This window comes from Streptomyces bungoensis (assembly GCF_001514215.1).
Lineage (GTDB): Bacteria > Actinomycetota > Actinomycetes > Streptomycetales > Streptomycetaceae > Streptomyces > Streptomyces bungoensis.
This window is the reverse complement of record NZ_KQ948877.1, coordinates 48,494-69,698: the sequence shown is the minus strand read 5'-3', so window position 1 is coordinate 69,698 and position 21,205 is coordinate 48,494. Positions and strand designations below refer to the sequence as shown.

Sequence of the window (21,205 nt, the reverse complement as noted above, 5' to 3'; positions counted from 1 at the left end):
GCGCAGCCGATCCGCTTCGGCGCCGACGGCTCCCGCGGCGTCCTCCGCGACCCGCGCACCGGCGACCTGGAAGTCGTGACGGTCACACCCGACAACGAGGCCCACATCCTCGTCCACGACGCGCACACCGCCTCCCCCACCACCGCCTTCGCCCTCTCCCGCCTAGCCGACCCCGACACCCTCCACCACACCCCCATCGGCGTCTTCCGCTCCGTCGAACGCCCCGTCTACGACACCCTGATGACCGACCAGCTCGACACCGCCGTCGAACAGCACGGCAAGGGCGACCTCGCCGCCCTCCTGGCCGGCGGCGACACCTGGACGGTCCCGACTCCGAGGAACCTCCGATGACGTACGTGATCGCCGCGCCCTGTGTCGACGTCAGGGACAAGGCGTGCCTGGACGAGTGTCCCGTCGACTGCATCTACGAGGGCACGCGCTCCCTGTACATCCAGCCCGACGAATGCGTGGACTGCGGGGCGTGCGAGCCGGTCTGCCCGGTCGAGGCGATCTTCTACGAGGAGGACCTGCCCGAGGAGTGGGCGTCCTTCCGCGTGCCGGCGTGAGCACGTCCCTGGCCGACGAGGTCGCCCTGCACGTGGCCGCCGCGACCGGCGGCCGGACGGCGTCGTGGCGGGTGGAGCTCGGCTGCGCGCTGGCGGGAGCGGTGCTGCTCGACCTGGCGCTGGCCGGCCGGGTCGTCGTACGCCCCGGGCAGCTGCTGATCAACCGTCCCGGCCCGCTCGCGGACCCGGTGCAGGACGAGGTGCTGCGCCGGCTGGCCGCGCGGTGGCGGGCCGGCTCGGCCGAGGAGTGGATCGAGCGGCTCGCGCCGCTCGTGCGCGACCGGGTCCTGGACGGGCTGGTGGCCCGGGGTCTGCTGTTCCCCGAACCCGGCCGGTGGACCGTACGGCTGCATCCCGGCGCGGAGCGCGAGCCGGTGGATCCGGCGCGGTCCGAGACCGTGTCCCGGCTGCTGTACGCCGCCCACCGGCGCTGGGCGCCGACGGGCCGGGCCGCGCGGGCGGACGAGCCGGAGGCGGTCACCGCGGTGTGCGCGGCGGTCGCGTCCTGCGTGCTCGCCGCCGCCCGCCGCCTGATGTGCGGCTACTAGGCGCCCGGACATGGGAAGACCCCCTCCGCTCTGCGTTTCCGCAGCTCGGAGGGGGTCTTCAAGGTGGAGATGGCGGGAATCGAACCCGCGTCCAACGGTGCGGAATCAGGGCTTCTCCGTGTGCAGTTCGCTGTGCTTTTCTCGGCCCCGGCGATCACGCGAACAAGTCGCCGACGGGCCCAGTCACTGTGTGGTTTCCCTCTTCACCCCGTGACCGGGATCAAGGTTTAGTCCCCTAGCTGATGCCAGGATCCGGGTCGGGAACAGCCCCGGGCTGACACTCCTATGAGAGTTCGCTCAGCTGCTGATTAGGCAGCGAGGGCGAACGAGGAGGAATCGCGCTTGGTGTTGGCGATTATTTTTTTCGGCCTGTGGTTTACGAGATCATGGCCGCTTCCTCGACACGCTTCCCCTGCTTCGACATCCGCTGTCGAAACCGATCATCCCCATGTTGCTGTGTTCAATTGAAAAACAGCTCAATCTGCGCACCTGCTGTGCGGTGCAGGTGCCATCGTACGTGACCAACACGGGTCGGTGCCAGCGTATTCCCCCGGCCTGCCGACCCGGCCCGCCGGCTAGCCGCGCTGCTTGCGCCGCACGGCCGCCATCGCGCGGTCCGCCTCGCGCCGGTCCTGCTTCTCGCGCAGGGTCTGGCGCTTGTCGTACTCCTTCTTGCCCTTGGCGAGCGCGATCTCGACCTTGGCCCGGCCGTCCTTGAAGTACAGGGCGAGGGGCACGATCGTGTGACCCGTCTCCTGGGACTTCGACTCCAGCTTCTCGATCTCCGCGCGGTGCAGCAGCAGCTTGCGCTTGCGGCGGGCGCTGTGGTTGGTCCAGGTGCCCTGGCTGTACTCGGGCACGTGCACGTTGTGCAGCCACGCCTCGTGGCCGTCCAGCTGCACGAAGCCGTCGACCAGCGAGGCCCGCCCCTGGCGCAGTGACTTCACCTCGGTGCCCATGAGGACGAGACCGGCCTCGTAGGTGTCGATGATGTGGTAGTCGTGCCGCGCCTTCTTGTTCTGCGCGATCAGCTTGCGCCCTTTTTCCTTAGCCATAGTGCCGTCCATTTTCGCACCATGGAGGGGGTGCGGGGGAAGTGCATTACGGGTGGGCTACGACGGGTCGCCGAGCCCGGTGAGAACGGTCTCCGCCCGCTGCAGGGCCGTGGGGCCCGCCTCCAGGTCGGGGGTGATGCCCCGGCCGTCCACGGCGTGGCCCGAGGGGGTGCGGTAGTGGCCGACGGTCAGCTCCGCCACCGAGCCGTCGGGCAGCCCGGTGGGCATCTGGATGGAGCCCTTGCCGAACGTGCGCGAGCCGATCACCACGGCGCGCCCCCGGTCCTGGAGGGCGCCGGTGAGCATCTCGGCCGCGCTCATGGTGCCGCCGTCGACCAGGGCGACCAGGGGCCGGGTGGTGTCGCCGCCGGGTTCGGCGTGCAGGACGCGCTGGGCGCCGTCGACGTCGTAGGTGGCGACCAGGCCGCCGTCGAGGAAGGCGGAGGCGGTGTCCACGGCCTCGGTGACCAGGCCGCCGGAGTTGCCCCGCAGGTCGAGCACCACGCCGGCGCCGGCCGGGGCCTGGCGCAGGGCGGCGCGTACGGCGTCGCCGCTGCCCCGGGTGAAGGCGCTGATCCGGATGAGGGTGACCCCGCCGGGCAGCCTGCGGACGGTCACCGAGTCGGTGGACAGGCGGGCCCGGCGCAGTGTCTCGGTCCACGCGCGCGTGCCGCGCTGCAGGCCGAGGGTGACCGTGGTGCCGGCGGGCGCGTCCTCGGCGTCCCCGCGCAGTAACGACACCACCTCGGTGACCGGCCGCCCGGCGACGGGCCGCCTGTCGACGCTGCGCAGCCGGTCGCCCGGGCGGATGCCGGCGTCGGCCGCGGGCGATCCGGGCCGCACCCGGGTCACCTCGATCCGGCCGTCCCGCTCGCGCCGCGCCCACAGGCCCACACCGGTGTACCGGCCGTCGAGGGCCTGCTGGAACTCCTGGTACTCGCCCTCGGAGTAGACGGCGCCCCAGCGGTCCCCGCTGCGGCTGACGGCCCGCTCGGCGGCCTCCATGGGCGACTTGCCGTCGGCCATGGCCTCGGCGGCGGCCCGCCGCACGGCCTCGTGCCGGGTGTCCGTACGCGCCGGTCCCGCCGCGCTCCTGCGGCCGGACGGGCCCGCCTGACCGGGGTCCGGGAAGGAGCCGGTGGCGGCCCCGGCGACCAGCACGCCCGCGAAGACCAGTGTCAGGGCGGCCCCACGGCCGAATCGCCGGGGCTTGCAGAAGGGGTCATGGCCTGACATGGCGGTGAGTCTAGGACAACGCGAAGGGCCGCACGGCCGGTTGACCGCGCGGCCCGTCTTGGCGTGCGTCACACCTTGAGGTACTTGCGCAGGGCGAAGAACGCGGCCAGCGCCGGGAACAGGAAGCTCGTGGCGAGGATGAGCGGCAGCTTGGCCGCCACCGCGTCCCAGCCGACGAAGTTGATGAGCTGCAGCTTCTGGGACAGCGCCACTCCGTGGTCGATCACGAAGTACTGCACGATCACCAGGAAGGAGCAGGCGAGCGTCCCGCCGATGAGCCCGGCGACGGCGGCCTCCATGATGAACGGCGCCTGGATGTAGAACCCGGACGCGCCGACCAGCCGCATGATCCCGGTCTCACGCCGCCGGCTGAACGCCGAGACGCGCACGGTGTTGACGATCAGCAGCATCGCCACGATCAGCATCACCGCCATCACACCCCGTGCGGCCCAGTTCAGGTATCCGAGGAGCGTGAAGAGGTTGTCCAGGATGCCCTTCTGGTCCTGCACGGACTGCACGCCGTCACGTCCGTTGAAAGCGCTCGCGATGACCTGGTACTTCTCCGGGTCCTTCAGCTTGATCCGGTACGACTCCTGCATCTGGTCCGGCGTGAGCGAGCTGGCCAGCGGCGAGTTGCCGAACTGCTGCTTGTAGTGCTTGTACGCCTGGTCCTGCGACTCGTAGAGGACCTGCTCGACGACCGGCATCTTCTTCAGGTCGGCGAGGATCTGCTTCCTCTGGTCCTCGGTCACCGCGCCCTTGGCGCAGTTCGGGTCGGACGTCGCGTCGCTCTTGTTGCACAGGAAGATCGAGACGTTGACCTTGTCGTACCAGTAGCCCTTCATGGTACTCACCTGGTCGCTCATCAGCAGGGAGCCGCCGAAGAGGGCCAGGGACAGGGCCACGGAGACGACGACGGCGAAGGTCATCGTCAGGTTGCGGCGGAGACCTACTCGGATCTCCGACAGGACGAACTGGGCGCGCATGGCGTCTGGTCGAGCCTTTCCGTCGTGAACTTGGTTCAGTGCTGGTAGCCGTAGACGCCGCGGGCCTGGTCGCGCACGAGGCGGCCCTTCTCCAGCTCGATGACGCGTTTGCGCATCTGGTCCACGATGTTCTGGTCGTGCGTCGCCATGATGACGGTGGTGCCCGTCCGGTTGATCCGGTCGAGCAGCTTCATGATGCCGACGGAGGTCTGCGGGTCGAGGTTGCCGGTGGGTTCGTCGGCGATCAGCAGCTTGGGCCGGTTGACGAAGGCCCGCGCGATGGCCACGCGCTGCTGCTCACCGCCGGACAGCTCGCCCGGCATCCGGTCCTCCTTGCCGCCGAGCCCGACCAGGTCGAGCACCTGCGGCACGGACTTGCGGATCTCTCCGCGCGACTTGCCGATGACCTCCTGCGCGAAGGCCACGTTCTCGGCGACCGTCTTGTTCGGCAGGAGGCGGAAGTCCTGGAAGACCGTCCCCAGCTGGCGGCGCATCTGCGGCACCTTCCAGTTGGACAGGCGCGCGAGGTCCTTGCCCAGGACGTGCACCTGGCCGTGGCTGCAGCGCTCCTCGCGCAGCACGAGCCTGAGGAAGGTGGACTTTCCGGAGCCGGAGGATCCCACGAGAAAGACGAACTCGCCCTTCTCCACCTCCAGGGATACATCCCGGAGGGCGGGGCGGGTCTGCTTGGGGTAGACCTTGGAGACGTTGTCGAATCGGATCACGGATGCACCACGGGTCGCCGGGGGTAGATGAGCGTGACCTTACGCGAACCGGGTGTGTCGGCGCAGTGCCCGGTTGCGGTTGGGCGAGAGTTGTGCGCTTTTGTACCGCGCCGGATTCCGGGTTGCCCGGGCGCCCGGGCTCTTTTCGGGGGAACCTGGCAGAGTGGAGTGGGAACGTTCTGGTTCCCGCGCGCGTTATACGGGTGATGACCGGTGCAAGGAGGGCGAGCGCATGACGTACGACCGGTTGGTGTGCGCGAACTGCGCGTCGCCTGTGAGTGAGGGCCGGTGCCCGGTGTGCCGTGCCAACCGCGAGCGGCTGCAGCAGGAGGGCTTCCTGTCGGGGCTGAACCCGATGGCGCTGATCGCCCTGCTCGCGGTGCTGATCGCGGCGGTGGCGCTGCTGGCGCACCAGACCGCGTGAGAAGCCCGCGGTAGGAAGTCCTCGACAGACACCTGAAAAGACGACCGAAGGGCCCGGAGCGTCACGCTCCGGGCCCTTCGACGAGTGCGCTGTGCGCGGAGGGTAGCCGTGGGGCTACGCTCAGGCGGACGCGCCGCCCCGGCCGCTCGCCAGACGCGGCAGCACGCGGAAGCCGATGCCGCCGGCGATCATCGTGGCGGCGCCGACGAGCAGGAACGCGGTCTGGCCGGCACCGGTCTCGGCGAGCTGCTTGTCACCGCCCTGAGCGGTGGTGTCCGAGCCGGTGTCGGTGAGGGCCGAGGAGCCCTCCTCCTGCGACACGTTGTTGTTGCCGCCGTCGGGCGTGGTGTGGTTGCCACCGGAGGTGCTGCCGCCGCTGCCGGAACCGCCGGTGCTGCCGCTGCCACCGGTGCTGCTGGAGCCACCGTCGGAGCCGCCGCCGTTGGAGCCGCCGCCGTTGGAGCTGGAGCCGCCGGAGCTGCTGCCGCCGCCGTTGGAGCCACCGCCGTTGCTGCTGGAGCCGCCGTTGGAGCTGCCGCCGTTGGAGCTGGAGCCGCCGTCGGAGCTACCACCGTTGGAGCTGGAGCCGCCGTCGGAACCGCCGATGCTGGCGGAGCCGCCGTCGGTGCTGGTGCCGCCCACGCTGGCGGAGCCGCCGATGCTGGCGGAGCCACCGTCCGAGGTACCGCCGTCAGAGGTGGTGCCACCGACACTGGCGGAGCCGCCGATGCTGGCGGAGCCACCGTCCGAGGTACCGCCGTCAGAGGTGGTGCCGCCCACGCTGGCGGAGCCGCCGATACTGGCGGAGCCACCGTCCGAGGTGCCGCCGCTGGTGTCGCAGACCCCGATGGGGTCACAACCGCCGCCGCCGTCGGTGTTCCCACCGTCGTCGCCGCCGTCCGCGCTCACACCCAGGGTGACCGGCCCCGCCTGGACACCGAGGTCCAGAGCGGAAGCGGCGCCCGCGGCGGTCAGTGAGGCCCCGGCCGCGATCACGGCGCCGGCCGCTATGCGCGCGACCCGGACCCGCGTCTTCTTCGTCATATGGTTGCTACCCCCAGTAGCTCTTCGTCAATGAGGCGGCGTGCGGGGCTTGCCGTGATCGACGGAGGCAGCCGACGATGCCCGAGTCAGTCTCGAGCGAATCCGTTCCCCCGGTTCACATGCGCCCCGAAGATACGCATGCCACGCTTCACCCTTCCCACTTTTCAAAGCAACGTCAAGGCCGTTGCGCGCGCAATGTCCAACGGTGTGTCGTTTGGCGGGACTTGGCGCCTGTGAGTGTGATGTAAAACCCAGACAAAAGACAACTGCCGCCTCGCGGGCGGCAGTTGTCACGTCGGTGGTCGTGTCGACAAAGTTACTTCTCTGCCTGCTTGCGCCAGCGAATCCCGGCCTCCAGGAACCCGTCGATCTCGCCGTTGAACACGGCCTCCGGGTTGCCGACCTCGTGCTCGGTGCGCAGGTCCTTGACCATCTGGTACGGGTGCAGGACGTACGAACGCATCTGGTTGCCCCAGGAGTTGCCGCCGTCGCCCTTGAGGGCGTCCATCTTGGCCTGCTCCTCCTGCCGGCGCCGCTCGAGCAGCTTGGCCTGGAGGACGTTCATCGCGGTGGCCTTGTTCTGGATCTGCGACCGCTCGTTCTGGCAGGAGACCACGATGCCGGTGGGCAGGTGGGTGATGCGGACGGCGGAGTCGGTCGTGTTGACGCCCTGGCCGCCGGGGCCCGAGGACCGGTACACGTCGATCCGCAGCTCGGACTCGTCGATCTCGACGTGGTCGGACTGCTCGACCACGGGCAGCACCTCGACACCCGCGAAGGAGGTCTGGCGGCGCCCCTGGTTGTCGAAGGGCGAGATGCGCACGAGCCGGTGGGTGCCCTGCTCCACGGACAGCGTCCCGTAGGCGTAGGGCGCGTGCACCGCGAAGGTGGTCGACTTGATGCCGGCCTCTTCGGCGTACGACGTCTCGATCAGCTCGGTCTTGTAGCCGCGCTGCTCGGCCCAGCGCAGGTACATGCGCTGGAGCTTCTCGGCGAAGTCGGCGGCGTCGACGCCGCCCGCCTCGGCCCGGATGTTGACGAGCGCCTCGCGGGAGTCGTACTCACCGCTGAGCAGCGTCCGGACCTCCATCTCGTCCAGCGCCTTGCGCACGGAGGTCAGCTCGGACTCGGCCTCCGCGCGGGTGTCCGGGTCGTCCTCCTCCTCGGCCATCTCGAACAGCACCGCGAGGTCGTCGATCCGGCCGCGCAGCGCCTCCGCCTTCCTGACCTCGGCCTGGAGGTGGGAGAGCTGGCTGGTGATCTTCTGCGCCTCGTCCGGGTTGTCCCACAGGGACGGCGCGGCCGCCTGCTCCTCGAGCACGGCGATGTCTGCCCTCATCCGGTCGAGGTCCAGGACGGCCTCGATCGACTCCATGGTCGAGGAGAGGGACTTCAGCTCTTCGGATACATCGACGACTGCCACGCCTCCAGCGTAACGGCTCCGCCGAGCGGGCAGAGCCGGGCCGGGACAGCCCGCCCGTCCCCCTGCTCAGGGCGCGGAGGTGCTGTGCGTGTCCTGCGGCGGCCGGTCGTCGCCCGAGGTGGCCAGCCAGGCCCCCACCCCGAGGGCCGCCGCGAGGGCCACCGCCGCGACGCTGAGCGTGATCCGGCGCCGCCGGGCCGCCGCCCGGTGCCGCGCCGACCCCGGCCGCGGCGCGCCCGCCGCCCGGGGCGCCCGGGCCGTGCCGCGCGCCCCGCCGGCCAGCTCGTCCGGACCCGGCACCCGCATCGAGGTGTGCGTGTCCCGGTTGGAGTCCGGCTTGGCGCCGGGCACCAGGGACACCGCGCCCCGCCGCCGTACCGGCTCGGTCCCGCGCGGCGCCGGCACGGCGGCCGGCTCCTGCTCCGCCTCCTCGGCCGGGTCCGGCTCGTCCACGTCCAGCGGCGGCATGCCGGCCAGCAGCGGGAGCTGCTCCCGCAGCCGCGTCGCCAGCTCCGAGGCGCGCAGCCGGGAGGCGGGCGCCTTGGCCAGGCACTGCACGAGCAGCTGCCACAGCTCCTCGGGGATGCCGGGGAGCGGCACGACGGTCTCGGTCACGTGCCGGCGCAGCACCGCGCCGGGGTGTCCGCCGCCGAACGGCGTGAAGCCGGCGAGCAGCTCGTACAGGACGGTCGCCAGCGCGTAGATGTCCACGGCCGCCCGCGGCGGCAGGCCCTCGACGATCTCCGGGGCCAGGTAGTCGGGCGTTCCGATGATCTTGGTGGCCCGGGTGCGCTTCGGGGAGTCGATCAGCTTGGCGACTCCGAAGTCGGTGAGCAGTGCCGGGTGGGCGCCGCCGGGGCCCAGCGGGCCCTGCATGTCCAGCAGGATGTTCTCGGGCTTGACGTCCCGGTGCACGACCCCGGCCGCGTGGGCGGCCGCGAGCCCGTCGGCGACGTCCGCGACGATCGCCACCGCCGCCTCGGGCGCGAGCCGCCGCTCCCGCTCCAGCCGGGTGCGCAGGTCGGTGCCCCGGACGAGGTCCATGACCAGGGCCAGGTCGTTGCCGTCGACGACCAGGTCGCGCACGGACACGATGTGCGGGTGCTCCAGGCCGAGCAGGGCCGTGCGCTCCTGGACGAAGCGCCCGACCAGTTCCTGGTCGGAGGCGAGGTCCTCGCGCAGCAGCTTCACGGCCACCGGCCCGTCCGGCCCCTCGCCCAGCCACACCGTGCCGGCGCTGCCCCGCCCCAGGATCTGGTTCGCGGTGTACCTGCTGCCGATCTTCCGTGCCAAGGCTGCTCCTACAGACGCGTGTTGTCGTTAAAACTACGCGTCCGGGGAGCCAACCTTCACCGCGGAGACGGAAATCACCCGCCGGATGTCGACAAATCCATAGACCGGCGATCAGTTCCCGTTGCCGGAGGCGCTGCCCAGCTGCTTGACCCAGTGGCTCACCTTCCCGGCCCAGTCGCTGAGCTGGTGCCAGTAGCCCCTGCCCTCGCCGACCCAGGTGTGCAGCGGGGTCAGGTCCCAGATCAGCCAGCCCGCGACGACCAGGATGACGATCGTGAACAGGCAGCCCTTCAGGCAGCCGAGCCCGGGGATCTTCATCGGGTTGGCGCTGCGCTGCCGCGGCGCCCTCGGCTCGCGCGCGGGGCGCGGCTCGGGGCGGGCGGGCGGCGCGTACTGCTGGGGCTGCGGCGTGGAGTACCGCTGCGGCTGGTGCTGCTGCGGCTGGCCGTACCCGGCGGGCGGGCGCTGCCGGCCGCGCGGCTGCGGCTGCTGCGCGCGCGGCTGCTGACCCGGGTGGGGCTGCTGCTGCGGCCGGGCGACCTGCCGCTGGGGGCGGCGGCGCAGCGGGTCCTCGTCGGGGTCGAGGTACTGGATCTGGGTCTGCTCGTTGCGGTCCCGGGCGGCGCGCAGCTGGTTCTGCCACGGGTGCGGCTGATCGGGCTGCTGCTGTCCCGGCTGCCCCTGCGGCACCGGCGGCAGGACGGCCGTCGGGTCGGCCGCGCCGGTGTTCGGCAGGACGGCGGTGGGGTCGGCGGCGCCCGCCGGGCCGCCGGTGTGCGGCAGGAAGCTGGTGGCGGCGTTCGGGTCGTAGGCGCCCTGCGGTGCGTTGGTGGGCAGCACCTGGGTGGGGTCGGCGGCCCCGGGCACGTCCGGGACGGCGGCCGGCGCCGGGTCGGGGGCGAGCAGGGCGCCGACCCCCTCGGCGGCGGCGATCTGCGCCGCGTTCGCGTGCACGCCGACGCCCTCGGCGACGACGCGCAGGCCCCGGGCGAGGTTCTCGGCGCTGGGCCGCTCGTCGGGGTTCTTGCGCAGGCAGCGCTCTATGACCGTCCACAGCGGGTCCGGGACGGTGGAGGGGCGGCGCGGTTCGGCGCTCAGGTGCTGGTGCAGCACCTCCAGGGCGGTGCTGCCGGAGAACGGCGGGCGGCCGGTGACCAGCTCGTACAGCAGGATGCCGGCGCCGTAGATGTCGACGGCGGAGGTCTGCGGGCGGCCCTCGGCGGACTCCGGCGCGACGTAGGCGGGCGTGCCGACGAACTCGTGGGTGCGGGTCAGGCCCGGGGAGTCGGCGAGGCGGGCGATGCCGAAGTCGGTCAGCATCGGGTGCATCCGGCCGTCGTACTGCTGCAGCAGCACGTTGGCGGGCTTCAGGTCGCGGTGGACGACGCCGTCGGCGTGGCTGACCGCGAGCGCGTCGGCGATCTGCGCGGTCATCAGGGCGGCGGCGACCGGTGTGAAGGGGCCGTTCTGGCGCAGGTAGCGGTGCAGGTCGGGGCCGTCGACGAGGTCCATGACCAGCGCCAGCAGATCGCCCTCGACGACCAGGTCGCGGACCCGGACGATGTTGGGGTGGGTGAGCCGGAGCAGGACGGAGCGCTCCCGCAGGAAGCGCATCACGATGTCCGGATCGCTCGCCAGTTCCTCCTTGAGGACCTTGATGGCGACCGTCTCGCCGGGCTGGCCGGGCACGGCCGCCTCGGCACCCGCGGTCTCGCGCTGGCGGGCACGCCAGACGGTGCCCGTGGCGCCGCGTCCGAGCGGCTCCTCGAGCAGGTACTTGCTGCCGACTGGCCGCACGTCACGCGCTCCCTGCTGCTTGCTTGCCTGTGTTCCGTTTGTTCCGACCCACTGTAGTGCCGGTCCACAGGGCACTACGTAAGCGCTGCGGGCGATGTTCGCCGGTCCGTTCGGGCCGGGGCCCGGCGACCTCGGTCGGGGTCGGTGTCCGGCCTGTGCGCCGGTTCGAAGGGAAGACGCTCGCCCCGGTCCCATGGTTGCCGGGACGCGCGCGTGACCGATCTCAACTGATCATCGGCGCACCCTTGGTCAGGCACTTTTGGGGGCAGAGCCGACCAATCAAGATCACTTGATGCCGGTCCGTGGGCGTGTTGTCGGTCGCAGGTGCAAGGATGCGTGCAGTACTGGCCGACGTGCCCGTGCGGGGGCGGGGGAAGTCCGCGCCCGGGCAGAAGGGACCGCTGACGGCGATGCAGATCCGGCTGACCGTCGTAGACCCGCAGGGCCCGTCCCCGCAGCAGGGGCGCGCCGCGAGCCGCGACGTGCTGGTGACGGCGCCCACGGGCACGGACCTGGCCGCGGTGGCGTCGGCGCTGGCCACGGCGGTCACCGGAGAGAGCGGGGCGGGCCGGGACACCGGCGGCGCCCCCGTGGTGCTGTACGCGGGCACGGACCGGCTGGACCCCCGCCGCTCGGTCCTCGGCGAGCCGCCGCTGGTCGACGGCGCCGTGCTGTCCCTGGGCGGTCCGGCGGCCCCCGAGCCGCATCCCGAGCTGGACGACGCCCCGACCCAGCTGCACGTGGTCGCGGGCCCGGACGCGGGCGGGGTGCACCTGCTGCACGGCGGCCGGATCACCGTAGGCCGCTCCGCCGACGCCGACGTCCCGCTCGACGACCCGGACGTCTCCCGCCTGCACTGCGCGGTCACGGTCGGCGCCGACGGCCGCGTCGCGGTGGCCGACCTCGGCTCGACGAACGGCACGTCCCTGAACGGCACGCGCCTGACCGACCGCCCGGTCCGCTTCCCCGCGGGCGCCCTGCTCCGCGTCGGCGAGTCCGCCCTGAGGGTGACGCCGTCCGGGGGGCCCGGCGCCCGGGTGCGCACGGTGCCGGACGGCGAGGGGTGCGTGCGGGTCGTCCCGGGGGACGGCACGGCGGCGGACGCCGGGGCCGCTCCGGCCGGCGCGGCGTCCGGACCGGCCCCCCACGCGTTCGGCTCGGCCGGCTGGGCCACCACGGGTGCGGACGCCTCCGCCCAGGAGCACCGGCACGCCGAGCAGCCCGCGGTACCCGGTCAGGCCGGGGCGCCGAGCGTCGAGAGCCGGGCCGGGGACACCGGTGCGGGGCGGCTCCCCGAGCCGGGCACGCCGGGTCCGGCGGCCGTCGTCGGCGACGGGGCCACCCACGCGGGGTACTACGGCGTCGTCGGCCCCAGTGGTGCGTACGCGGCCGGTGCGGCCCTTCAGGACGCGGCGCCGGACGGCGGCAGCCGCAAGGACACCCCCCTGCGCGGCACCGACGCGCCCCCCTCCGGCCGCCGGCGGGGCGGGCTCGGCGCGTGGGCGCGGCGGCTGGCCGGCGGGCGCGCGGAGCCGCTCGCGGGCGAGGCGGAGGCGTACGAGCACGAGGGCGCCGCGACGGACGGCGCCCCGGCCGTCGCCGATCTCCTCCAGCGGCCGGAGACCTGGCCCGACCCCGCCGCGCTGCTGCTGACGGCCCTGGGCCCCGGGCCCCGGCTGTGGGAGCGGGGGCCGGGGCACCCGGAGGCGCTGACGGTCCGGCTCGGCACGGCCGACCGGAGCGCCCCGGACGGGTCGGGCGTGCTGCCCGCCGTCCCGGTGACCGCGGCGCTGCGCGAGGCGGGCGCCCTGGGCCTGGCCGGCCCGCGTCCCCGGCTGTCCGGCCTGGCCCGCGCGGTGCTGGCCCAGCTCGCCGCGCTGCACTCGCCCGACCTGCTGGAGATCGTGCTGATCAGCGCGGACCGCTCGCGCCCGGTGGAGGAGCGCACCGCCGAGTGGTCCTGGCTCGGCTGGCTCCCGCACGTCCGCCCGGGCCACGGCCAGGACTGCCGCCTGCTGCTGGCATACGACCGCGAGCAGGCGGCGGCCCGCGCGGAGGAACTGCTGCGCCGCGTCGAGGACTACGCGGCGACGGGCCGCGGCACGGCCCAGCCGGCCGCGGCAGCGGCCGCAGAGGCGACCGCCGGACCGGATCCGGCCCGCCCCGCCGGACCGGACCTCGGCACCGCTCCCGGGCGGACGCCGGCGCCGGCCCACCCCCGTACCCCCGGCCGCCGCCCCTCCTGGGCCAGGGAGAACGGCGAGCCGGCGGGCATCGGCGGGTTCCCGGGGCCCTACACGGTCGTCGTCGTGGACGGGGACCCCGGTGGGGCCGCCCTCCAGGAGACCCTGGCGCGACTGGCCGCGGCCGGGCCGCGGGCCGGGATCCATGTGCTCTGCCTGGCCGAGACCGCGGCCGCGACGCCCGCCTCCCCGGTGGCGCAGACGTACGAGGCCGCCTGCGCGGCCGTGCCCACCTTCCGGCACTGCGGGGCGGTGGCCCTGCTCAGCGGTGACGTCGCCGGAGCGCTGCACCTGATGCGGGTCGCGCCCGCCGGTCCGGTGGGCCCGGGCACGCTCGCCGCCGTCGACGCCGTGTCCCCCGCCTGGGCGGAGCGGTTCGCGCGGGCGCTGGCGCCGCTGCGGCCGGACGGGCCCGGCGGGGAACGGCACGCGCGCGTGGCCGTGCCGCTGCCGCAGTCGGCGCGGCTGCTGGACGAACTGGGCCTGGCCCGGGCCACGCCCGCCTCGCTGATGGCCCGCTGGGCGGACGCGGCCGACGACACCGAGTCGCTGGGCGGCCGGGCCCGCGCGGTACTCGGCGCCGGGCCGCGCGGCCCGCTGAGCGCCGACCTGGTGGCCGACGGGCCGCACCTGCTCATCGAGGGGCCGGCCGGCAGCGGCCGCACCGAGCTGCTGCGGGCCGTGGTCGCCTCGCTCGCCGCCGCCGAGCGGCCCGACCGGCTGGGCCTGGTGCTGATCGACGGCCGGGACGGCGTCGGCACGGGCGCGGGCCGCGCCGAGGGGCTGCGGGCCTGCACGGACATACCGCATGTGACGACCCATCTCATCGCCAACGACCCCGTGCGCATGCGGGAGTTCGCGCAGTCGCTGAGCGCCGAGCTGAAACGGCGGGCCGAGCTGGTGGGCCGCACCGACTTCGCCCGGTGGCACACCGGACGCGAGGTGTCGGGCCGCATGGTCACCCAGCGCACCTCGGGCGGCCGCCCGGCCGCCCCCGCGCCCGGCGGCGGGAGCGGCGACATAGAGGCGCCGCCCAGTTCCACGCTGCGGCTGCGGCCCGGCGCCGCGGCCCGGCAGCGCACCGAGGCCGCGCCCCCGCTGCCCCGGCTCGTCGTGGTCGTGGACGACCTGGACGCCCTGGTCTCCCCCGCGCTCGGCTCGCCGGGCCGGCCGGCAGCCGGGTCGGTGATGCGGGCGCTGGAGGCGGTGGCCCGGGACGGCGAGCGGCTCGGCGTGCACCTGGTGGCGGCGGCCGGGACGGGCGGCCGCACGGCGGAGACGGAACCGGCGAGGCGGGCCGGCCTGCGGATAGCCCTGGACGGGCCGTCCGCCGGGCCGGACGAGCCGGCGCCGGGGCGGGGCAGGCTGACGTATCCGGACGGGCGGGCCATCGGCTTCCAGGGCGGCCGGGTCACGGGCCGCATCCCGCGCACCGCGACCCAGCGGCCCACGGTGGTCCCGCTGGAGTGGCAGCGGATGGGCGATCCGCCGGCCCGCCGCCCCGTCCGCGAACTCGGCAACGGCCCCACCGACCTGGCCCTGCTCGCGAGCGCGGTCGAACGCGCGGCGCGCGAGGTGGCGGCGGCGGAGGTCCCCTCGCTCCTCTAGGAAGCCCGAAGTCACCCCCCCCGGCACGCATGCCTCCCCGATCACGAGCGGGTCACGATCAACCGCCGGACGGCGCAGGCGCTCTTGCCGCCCTCCGACGGCCCGGCGTAGACCGGAGCGCACGGGACAGAGTTCTGACGTTCAACGAAGAACGACGAACGGGGAAGTGATGCGCAGTAAGAGCAGCACGATCCGGACCCACAGGGCCGTCACCACAGGCGCCGCCTTGCTGACGGGGGCCCTCGCGCTCACCGCCTGCTCCGGCGGTGACAGCAAGTCCGGGGACGGCGGGGGCGACGGCGGGGCGAGCGCGTCCGGCTCCACCGTGACCCTGCCGAAGCTGAACGGCGCGAGCCTGGAGGTCGCCGCCGTCTGGACCGGCACCGAGCAGAAGAACTTCAAGCAGGTGCTGGCCGAGTTCGAGAAGCGCACCGGCGCGAAGGTGACGTTCGTGCCCGCGCAGGACCCGATCATCAACTTCCTCGGCTCGAAGATCGCGGGCGGCCAGCCGCCGGACGTGGCCCTGCTGCCGCAGCCGGGCGCGATCAGGCAGGCCGTGGACAAGAAGTGGGCCAAGCCGCTCGGCCCGGAGGCGGTCAAGGAGCTCCAGAAGAACTACTCGCAGGGCTGGCAGGACATCGGCAAGGTCGACGGCAAGCAGTACGGCGTCTACTACAAGGCCGCCAACAAGTCGCTGATCTGGTACAACACCAAGGCGTTCGGCAACGCGGGCGCCAAGGAGCCGAAGACCTGGCAGGAGCTGCTGACCGCCGCGCAGGCGGTGTACGACTCGGGTGTGACGCCGTTCTCGGTCGGCGGCGCGGACGGCTGGACGCTGACGGACTGGTTCGAGAACGTCTATCTGTCGCAGGCGGGCCCCGAGAAGTACGACCAGCTCGCCCAGCACAAGATCAAGTGGACCGACCCGTCGGTGAAGCAGGCGCTCACCACGCTCGCCCAGGTCTGGGGCAAGAAGGACTACGTGGCGGGCGGCGCGGACGGCGCGCTGCAGACCGAGTTCCCGGCCTCCGTCACGCAGACCTTCACCGGCGGCGACCAGCCGAAGGCGGCGATGGTCTACGAGGGCGACTTCGCGCAGGTCAACATCGGTGACACCAAGGCGAAGGTGGGCACGGACGCGAAGGTGTTCCCCTTCCCGGCCGTGGGCTCCGCCGCCCCGGTGGTCTCCGGCGGTGACGCGGCCGTCGTGCTGAAGGACTCCAAGGCGGCGCAGGCGCTGGCCACCTGGCTGGCCTCCCCGGACGCGGCGACCATCCAGGCCAAGCTGGGCGGTTACCTCTCGCCGAACAAGAACGTGCCGGACTCCGCGTACCCGAACGAGGTGCAGCGCAAGATCGCCAAGGCGCTGATCGCGTCCGGCGACGACTTCCGCTTCGACATGTCCGACCAGGCCCCGCAGGCGTTCGGCGGCACGCCGGGCAAGGGCGAGTGGAAGGACCTGCAGGACTTCCTGAAGAACCCGAAGGACGTCGCGGGCGCGCAGGCGAAGCTGGAGAAGGACGCGGCGGCCGCGTACGGGAACGGGGGCTGATCCGGCGATGGCGTCGGCAGCGGCGGCCGGGGCCTCACCGGGCCCGGCCGCACCCAGGAGCCGCAAGAGCGTGACCGGCACCCGCAAGGCCGTGGCAGCCCTGTTCCTGCTGCCGGCCCTGGTGCTGCTGGGCGCGCTCGTGGTCTACCCGATCGGGTACTCGATCGTCCGCAGCCTCTACGACGCGAACGGCGACGGTTTCGCCGGGATCGACAACTACAAGGCGATCTTCACGGACGACGGCATCCGCACCGCCCTGAAGAACAACGTCATCTGGGTGGTGTTCGCGCCCGCCGTCTCCACCGCGCTGGGTCTGGTCTTCGCGGTGCTGACCGAACGGGTGCGCTGGGGAACGGCGTTCAAGCTGGTCGTCTTCATGCCGATGGCGATCTCGATGCTGGCGGCCGGGATCATCTTCCGGCTGGTGTACGACCAGGACCCGGACAAGGGCGTCGCCAACGCGGTGTGGGTGGGGGTGCACGACACCTTCGCCTCGTCGTCGGCGTTCCCCAGGGCGCACCCGGGCCGCGAGTCGCCGCTCGTGCCGCAGGGCGGCGGCTTCCTCACCAGGTCCGCCGTGCGGGCCGGGCAGCCGGTCGCCCTGCCGCTCGTCGGTGTCGCACCCGACCAGATGCCCGGCGACGCCGAGCGGGCGGTGGCGGCGAAGGCGGAGCCGGGGAGGATCACCGGCACCACCTGGCAGGACTTCACGCGCGGCAAGGGCGTCGGCAGGCTGGGCGCGCCCGACCCGTCCGAACTGGGCTACGCCGGGATGCGGATCGAGGCGGTGAAGGGCGGCACGGTGGTGGCATCCGCCGAGGCGGCCGCCGACGGCACCTTCACGCTGCCGGCGGCGGCCGACGGCGCCCGGCTGCGGCTGCCCGCGAGCAACTTCAGGGAGCCGTACAACGGCGTCGACTGGCTCGGCCCGTCGCTGGTCACCCCGGCCATCATCGGGTCGTACGTGTGGATGTGGGCCGGTTTCGCGATGGTGCTGATCGCGGCGGGGCTCGCGGGCGTGCCCCGGGAACTGCTGGAGGCCGCGCGGGTGGACGGGGCCAACGAGTGGCAGGTGTTCCGCAAGGTCACCGTGCCGCTGCTCGCGCCGGTCCTCGCGGTGGTCGTCGTCACGCTGATGATCAACGTGCTGAAGGTGTTCGACCTCGTCTACATCATCGCCCCCGGCTCCTCCCAGGACGACGCCAACGTGCTGGCCCTGGAGCTGTACCGCAAGGGCTTCGCGGAGGGCCAGCCCGGCATCGCGAGCGCGATCGCGGTGTTCCTGCTGCTGCTGGTGATCCCGGTGATGCTGTTCAACATCCGCAGGCTGCGGCGGGAGGTCAGGCGATGACGGCGACCCTCGGAAGCATCGGCAAGACGACGTCCCCCGGCCCCGTGGCACCGGCCCGGGAGTCACTCGGGTCGCGGATCGCGGGACGGCTCAGCGGCGGCCTGGTGCGGGTCTTCCTGCTCGTGGTGGGCCTGTTCTGGCTGGTGCCGACCATCGGCCTGCTCATCTCCTCGCTGCGCGCGCCGGGCGACATGAGCGCGAGCGGCTGGTGGACGGTGTTCGGCAAGCCGTCCCAGCTGACCTTCGACAGCTACCAGAAGCTGCTGGAGAACGGCGACATCACCGGCTCCCTGGTGAACACGGTGCTGATCACGGTGCCCGCGACGGTCCTGGTCGTGGTGATCGGCTCGCTGGCCGGCTACGCGTTCGCGTGGATGGAGTTCCCGGGCCGTGACTGGTGGTTCCTCGGCGTGGTCAGCCTGCTGGTGGTGCCCGTCCAGGTGGCGCTCATCCCGATCGCCGAACTGTTCGGGAAGATCGGCCTGTTCGGGTCGATCCTCGGGGTGATCCTGTTCCACGTCGGCTTCGGCCTGCCCTTCGCGGTGTTCCTGCTGCGGAACTTCTTCGCGGAGATCCCGCGCGAGCTGCTGGAGGCCGCCCGGCTGGACGGTGCGGGTGAACTGCGCCTGTTCGCCCGGGTGGTGATGCCGCTCGGCGGGCCCGCGATCGCGAGCCTCGGCATCTTCCAGTTCCTGTGGGTGTGGAACGACATGCTGGTCGCGCTGGTGTTCACCAAGTCCGGTTCGCAGCCGATCACGGTGGCGCTGCAGACGCAGGTACGGCAGTTCGGGAACAACATCGACGTGCTGGCGCCCGGCGCGTTCATCTCGATGGTGATCCCGCTGGCCGTGTTCTTCGCGTTCCAGCGGCAGTTCGTGTCGGGGGTGATGGCCGGCGCGGTCAAGTAGGCCGGTACCGGGCGTTCTTCGAGGGGCGGGCCGCCGGCGGCCCGCCCCTCGGCGGTCCCGCGCCGTCCCCCGGACGGCTGAGGAACCGTAACCAATTCACTCCATCGGCCGTTGCCGGGCAGAACGCCCGCGCCGACGACCCATGGATGTCCCTTGCCCAGGTTCAGTGTCATTGTCCCCGCGTACAAGGTCCAGGCGTACCTCTCCGAGTGCCTGGACTCGGTGCTGTCGCAGTCGTACCCCGATCTGGAACTGATCGCCGTCGACGACTGCTCCCCGGACGCCTGCGGCGTGCTGATCGACGAGTACGCGGCCCGCGACACGCGCGTGAGGGCCGTCCACCTCGCCGAGAACCAGGGGCTCGGCCGCGCCCGCAACGCGGGGATGGCCGAGGCGACGGGCGACTACCTGGTGTTCCTGGACGGCGACGACACCCTCACCCCGCACGCGCTGCGCGCGATCGCCGGCCGGATCGAGGAGACCGGCGGGCCGGACGTGCTGGTCTACGACTACGCGCGCGCCTTCTGGAACGGCGAGGTGATCCGCAACCAGACGGCCGCCCCCCTCACCGAGGAGGGCCCGGCGCCGTTCCGCCTGGCGGACCGGCCGGGGCTGCTGCGCGTGCTGATGGTGGCGTGGAACAAGGCGTACCGGCGGGAGTTCGTCGAGGAGCAGGGCCTCAGGTTCCCGCCCGGGTACTACGAGGACACCCCCTGGACCTTCCCGGCCCTGATGGCGGCCGAGTCCCTCGCCACCCTGGACCGGGTGTGCGTGCACTACCGGCAGCGCCGGCAGGGCAACATCCTCGGCACCACCAGCCGGCGCCACTTCGACATCTTCGACCAGTACGAGCGGGTGTTCGCCTACGTCGAGCAGCGGCCCGAACTGGCCCGCTGGCGGCCGGACCTGTTCCGCCGGATGATCGACCACTACATCGTGGTGTTCACCAAGCGGGACCGGCTGCCGCGCCGCAGCCGGGCCGAGTTCCTGCGCCGGGCCGGCGCCCACCACCGCCGCTACCGGGTCCCGGGCACCAGGGCGCCGCTGCGCGCCCGGCTGCGGCACGCCCTGGTCCGGTTCGGCCTGCACCGCACCTTCCGCGCCCTGCGGCTGGCCTCGGCCGCCCGCCGGCGGGCGCTGAAAGCGGCGGTGAAACTCGCCCGCGCCCTCAGGACGGCCGCGCTGCGGCTGCACTACCGGATCCAGCTGCGGCTGCCCCTCAGGCCGGACCGCGCGGTGTTCGCCGCCGACGACGGCCGGGGCCACGCCTGCGATCCGGGCGCGCTGGAGGAGGCGTTCCGGACGCACGCCCCGCACGTCCGCACCGCCTGGATCGACGGCCCCGGGCACCGGGCGGCCGCCTCGCCGGGCCCGCGCCGGCTGCGCCCGGGCACGGCCGCGTACTGGACGGCACTGGCCCGCTCCCGGTACCTGGTGAGCGACACCGCCCTCGGCCGGCGGGTGCGCAAGCGCCCCGGCCAGGTGTTCGTGCAGACCCGGCAGGGCACCCCGCTCGGGCACCAGGGCCTGGACCTGCAGGAGCGCCCGGCGGCGGCCCGGGACACCGACTTCGAGGAGCTGCTGCGGGGCGTCGACCAGTGGGACTACGTCCTGTCCGGCAACCGCCACTCCACCCTGACCTGGGAGCGGGTCCTCCCGGGCCGCTACACCACGCTGGAGTACGGCAGCCCGCGCAACGACGTCCTCCAGCGGGCCACGCCGGCGGACGTGGCCCGGCTGCGCGAGTCGCTGGGCGTCCCGGAGGACTCGGTGGCGCTCCTGTACGCGCCCGCGCACCGCGACCACCGCCGTACCCAGCCCCCGCCGCTGGACCTGGAGCGGATCGTGCGCCGCCTGGGCCCGCGCTTCGTGGTCCTGGCCCGCCTCCCGCAGGCCGCCGGGCGCCTCTCCCCCGGGCCGGGCGGCCGGATCGTCGACGTCGGCGGCCACCCGGACCTGCCGTCGCTGTGCCTGGCGTCGGACGCGCTGGTCACGGACTACTCCCCGCTGATGTTCGACTACGCCAACCTGGACCGGCCGATCGTCGTGCACGCCGAGGACTGGGAGGCGTTCGAGGCCGCCCGCGGCGCCTACTTCGACCTGCGCGCCTTCCCGCCGGGAGCGGTGGCCCGCAGCGAGGACGAGCTGATCGACCTCTTCGCGACCGGCCACTGGCACGGCTCCCGCTCCGCCGAGCTGCGGGCCGCGTTCCGCGAGCGGTTCTGCCCGTACGACGACGGGCGGGCCGCCGAGCGGGTCGTCCGGCACGTCGTGCTGGGGGAGACGGCGGGGCTGCCGGCGTTCGTACCGCTCGCCGACCGCCGGCCGGTGCCGTCGGCGGCCGCCGCCCTCGCGCGGGCGCCGCTCGCCCGCGTGCCGCAACCTTCCGGCCCGCGTCCCGTCACCGAGGGCCGCTGAACACCGTTGGACCCAGCGGGAGTTCCCA

15 protein-coding genes, 1 other RNA gene and 2 pseudogenes are annotated in these 21,205 nt (G+C 73.2%); 9 read left to right on the top strand and 9 right to left on the bottom strand.

Going from position 1 to position 21,205, the window contains the following annotated elements; all coding sequences use genetic code 11:
* The 3 genes and pseudogenes from AQJ66_RS34235 to AQJ66_RS34225 form a co-directional block, all read left to right on the top strand.
* Positions 1-351: pseudogene (locus AQJ66_RS34235) on the top strand (2-oxoacid:ferredoxin oxidoreductase subunit beta); the annotation flags it as partial.
* Positions 348-551, top strand: a pseudogene (gene fdxA / locus AQJ66_RS34230) (ferredoxin); the annotation flags it as partial. The pseudogenes AQJ66_RS34235 and fdxA, both read left to right, overlap by 4 nt.
* Before the next feature lie 11 nt (positions 552-562).
* Entirely contained in the window at positions 563-1,114 is a 552-nt protein-coding gene (locus AQJ66_RS34225; RefSeq protein ID WP_159052683.1) for a GOLPH3/VPS74 family protein, read from the top strand.
* Positions 1,115-1,175: 61 nt separating this feature from the next.
* On the opposite strand, the gene ssrA is transcribed toward AQJ66_RS34225, so the two are convergent.
* The 5 genes from ssrA to ftsE form a co-directional block, all read right to left on the bottom strand.
* Positions 1,176-1,562: a transfer-messenger RNA gene (gene ssrA / locus AQJ66_RS34220) on the bottom strand.
* A 127-nt stretch (positions 1,563-1,689) separates the two neighbouring features.
* The gene (gene smpB / locus AQJ66_RS34215) at positions 1,690-2,169 is read right to left on the bottom strand and encodes an SsrA-binding protein SmpB (protein ID WP_061930006.1); all 480 of its coding nucleotides are present in this window, start codon (positions 2,167-2,169) and stop codon (positions 1,690-1,692) included.
* Positions 2,170-2,226: 57 nt separating this feature from the next.
* On the bottom strand, positions 2,227-3,405 hold the full coding sequence (locus AQJ66_RS34210) for a S41 family peptidase (RefSeq protein ID WP_208611519.1): 1,179 nt from the start codon (positions 3,403-3,405) through the stop codon (positions 2,227-2,229).
* Between the two features lie 68 nt (positions 3,406-3,473).
* On the bottom strand, positions 3,474-4,391 hold the full coding sequence (ftsX, locus tag AQJ66_RS34205) for a permease-like cell division protein FtsX (RefSeq protein ID WP_061930003.1): 918 nt from the start codon (positions 4,389-4,391) through the stop codon (positions 3,474-3,476).
* A gap of 35 nt (positions 4,392-4,426) precedes the next feature.
* Complete coding sequence (gene ftsE, locus AQJ66_RS34200) at positions 4,427-5,116, bottom strand: cell division ATP-binding protein FtsE (RefSeq protein ID WP_031159396.1); 690 nt, start codon at positions 5,114-5,116, stop codon at positions 4,427-4,429.
* Between the two features lie 232 nt (positions 5,117-5,348).
* On the opposite strand from ftsE, the gene AQJ66_RS34195 reads away from it, so the two are divergent.
* Positions 5,349-5,540 (top strand): hypothetical protein, encoded by a 192-nt coding sequence (locus AQJ66_RS34195; RefSeq protein WP_061929999.1) that lies wholly within the window; start codon positions 5,349-5,351, stop codon positions 5,538-5,540.
* A gap of 120 nt (positions 5,541-5,660) precedes the next feature.
* Here the strand turns inward: AQJ66_RS34195 and AQJ66_RS34190 are convergent, their stop codons facing one another.
* From AQJ66_RS34190 to AQJ66_RS34175, 4 genes are all read right to left on the bottom strand, one after another.
* Positions 5,661-6,584 (bottom strand): hypothetical protein, encoded by a 924-nt coding sequence (locus AQJ66_RS34190; protein WP_061929996.1) that lies wholly within the window; start codon positions 6,582-6,584, stop codon positions 5,661-5,663.
* A gap of 316 nt (positions 6,585-6,900) precedes the next feature.
* Complete coding sequence (gene prfB / locus AQJ66_RS34185; RefSeq protein WP_061929993.1) at positions 6,901-8,007, bottom strand: peptide chain release factor 2; 1,107 nt, start codon at positions 8,005-8,007, stop codon at positions 6,901-6,903.
* 66 nt (positions 8,008-8,073) lie between these two features.
* Positions 8,074-9,300: a serine/threonine-protein kinase gene (locus AQJ66_RS34180; protein ID WP_061929990.1), complete on the bottom strand. Its 1,227-nt coding sequence runs from the start codon at positions 9,298-9,300 to the stop codon at positions 8,074-8,076.
* Between the two features lie 111 nt (positions 9,301-9,411).
* The gene (locus AQJ66_RS34175) at positions 9,412-11,097 is read right to left on the bottom strand and encodes a serine/threonine-protein kinase (protein WP_061929987.1); all 1,686 of its coding nucleotides are present in this window, start codon (positions 11,095-11,097) and stop codon (positions 9,412-9,414) included.
* Positions 11,098-11,507: 410 nt separating this feature from the next.
* On the opposite strand from AQJ66_RS34175, the gene AQJ66_RS34170 reads away from it, so the two are divergent.
* From AQJ66_RS34170 to AQJ66_RS34150, 5 genes are all read left to right on the top strand, one after another.
* Positions 11,508-14,948 (top strand): FHA domain-containing protein, encoded by a 3,441-nt coding sequence (locus AQJ66_RS34170; protein WP_061930023.1) that lies wholly within the window; start codon positions 11,508-11,510, stop codon positions 14,946-14,948.
* Positions 14,949-15,117: 169 nt separating this feature from the next.
* The gene (locus tag AQJ66_RS34165; protein WP_061929984.1) at positions 15,118-16,500 is read left to right on the top strand and encodes an ABC transporter substrate-binding protein; all 1,383 of its coding nucleotides are present in this window, start codon (positions 15,118-15,120) and stop codon (positions 16,498-16,500) included.
* 7 nt (positions 16,501-16,507) lie between these two features.
* Positions 16,508-17,851: a carbohydrate ABC transporter permease gene (locus AQJ66_RS34160; RefSeq protein WP_079060585.1), complete on the top strand. Its 1,344-nt coding sequence runs from the start codon at positions 16,508-16,510 to the stop codon at positions 17,849-17,851.
* On the top strand, positions 17,848-18,759 hold the full coding sequence (locus tag AQJ66_RS34155; protein WP_061929978.1) for a carbohydrate ABC transporter permease: 912 nt from the start codon (positions 17,848-17,850) through the stop codon (positions 18,757-18,759). Before AQJ66_RS34160 ends, AQJ66_RS34155 begins: the two co-directional genes overlap by 4 nt.
* Before the next feature lie 153 nt (positions 18,760-18,912).
* Positions 18,913-21,177 (top strand): bifunctional glycosyltransferase/CDP-glycerol:glycerophosphate glycerophosphotransferase, encoded by a 2,265-nt coding sequence (locus AQJ66_RS34150; RefSeq protein ID WP_061929975.1) that lies wholly within the window; start codon positions 18,913-18,915, stop codon positions 21,175-21,177.
* Positions 21,178-21,205: the final 28 nt, after the last annotated feature.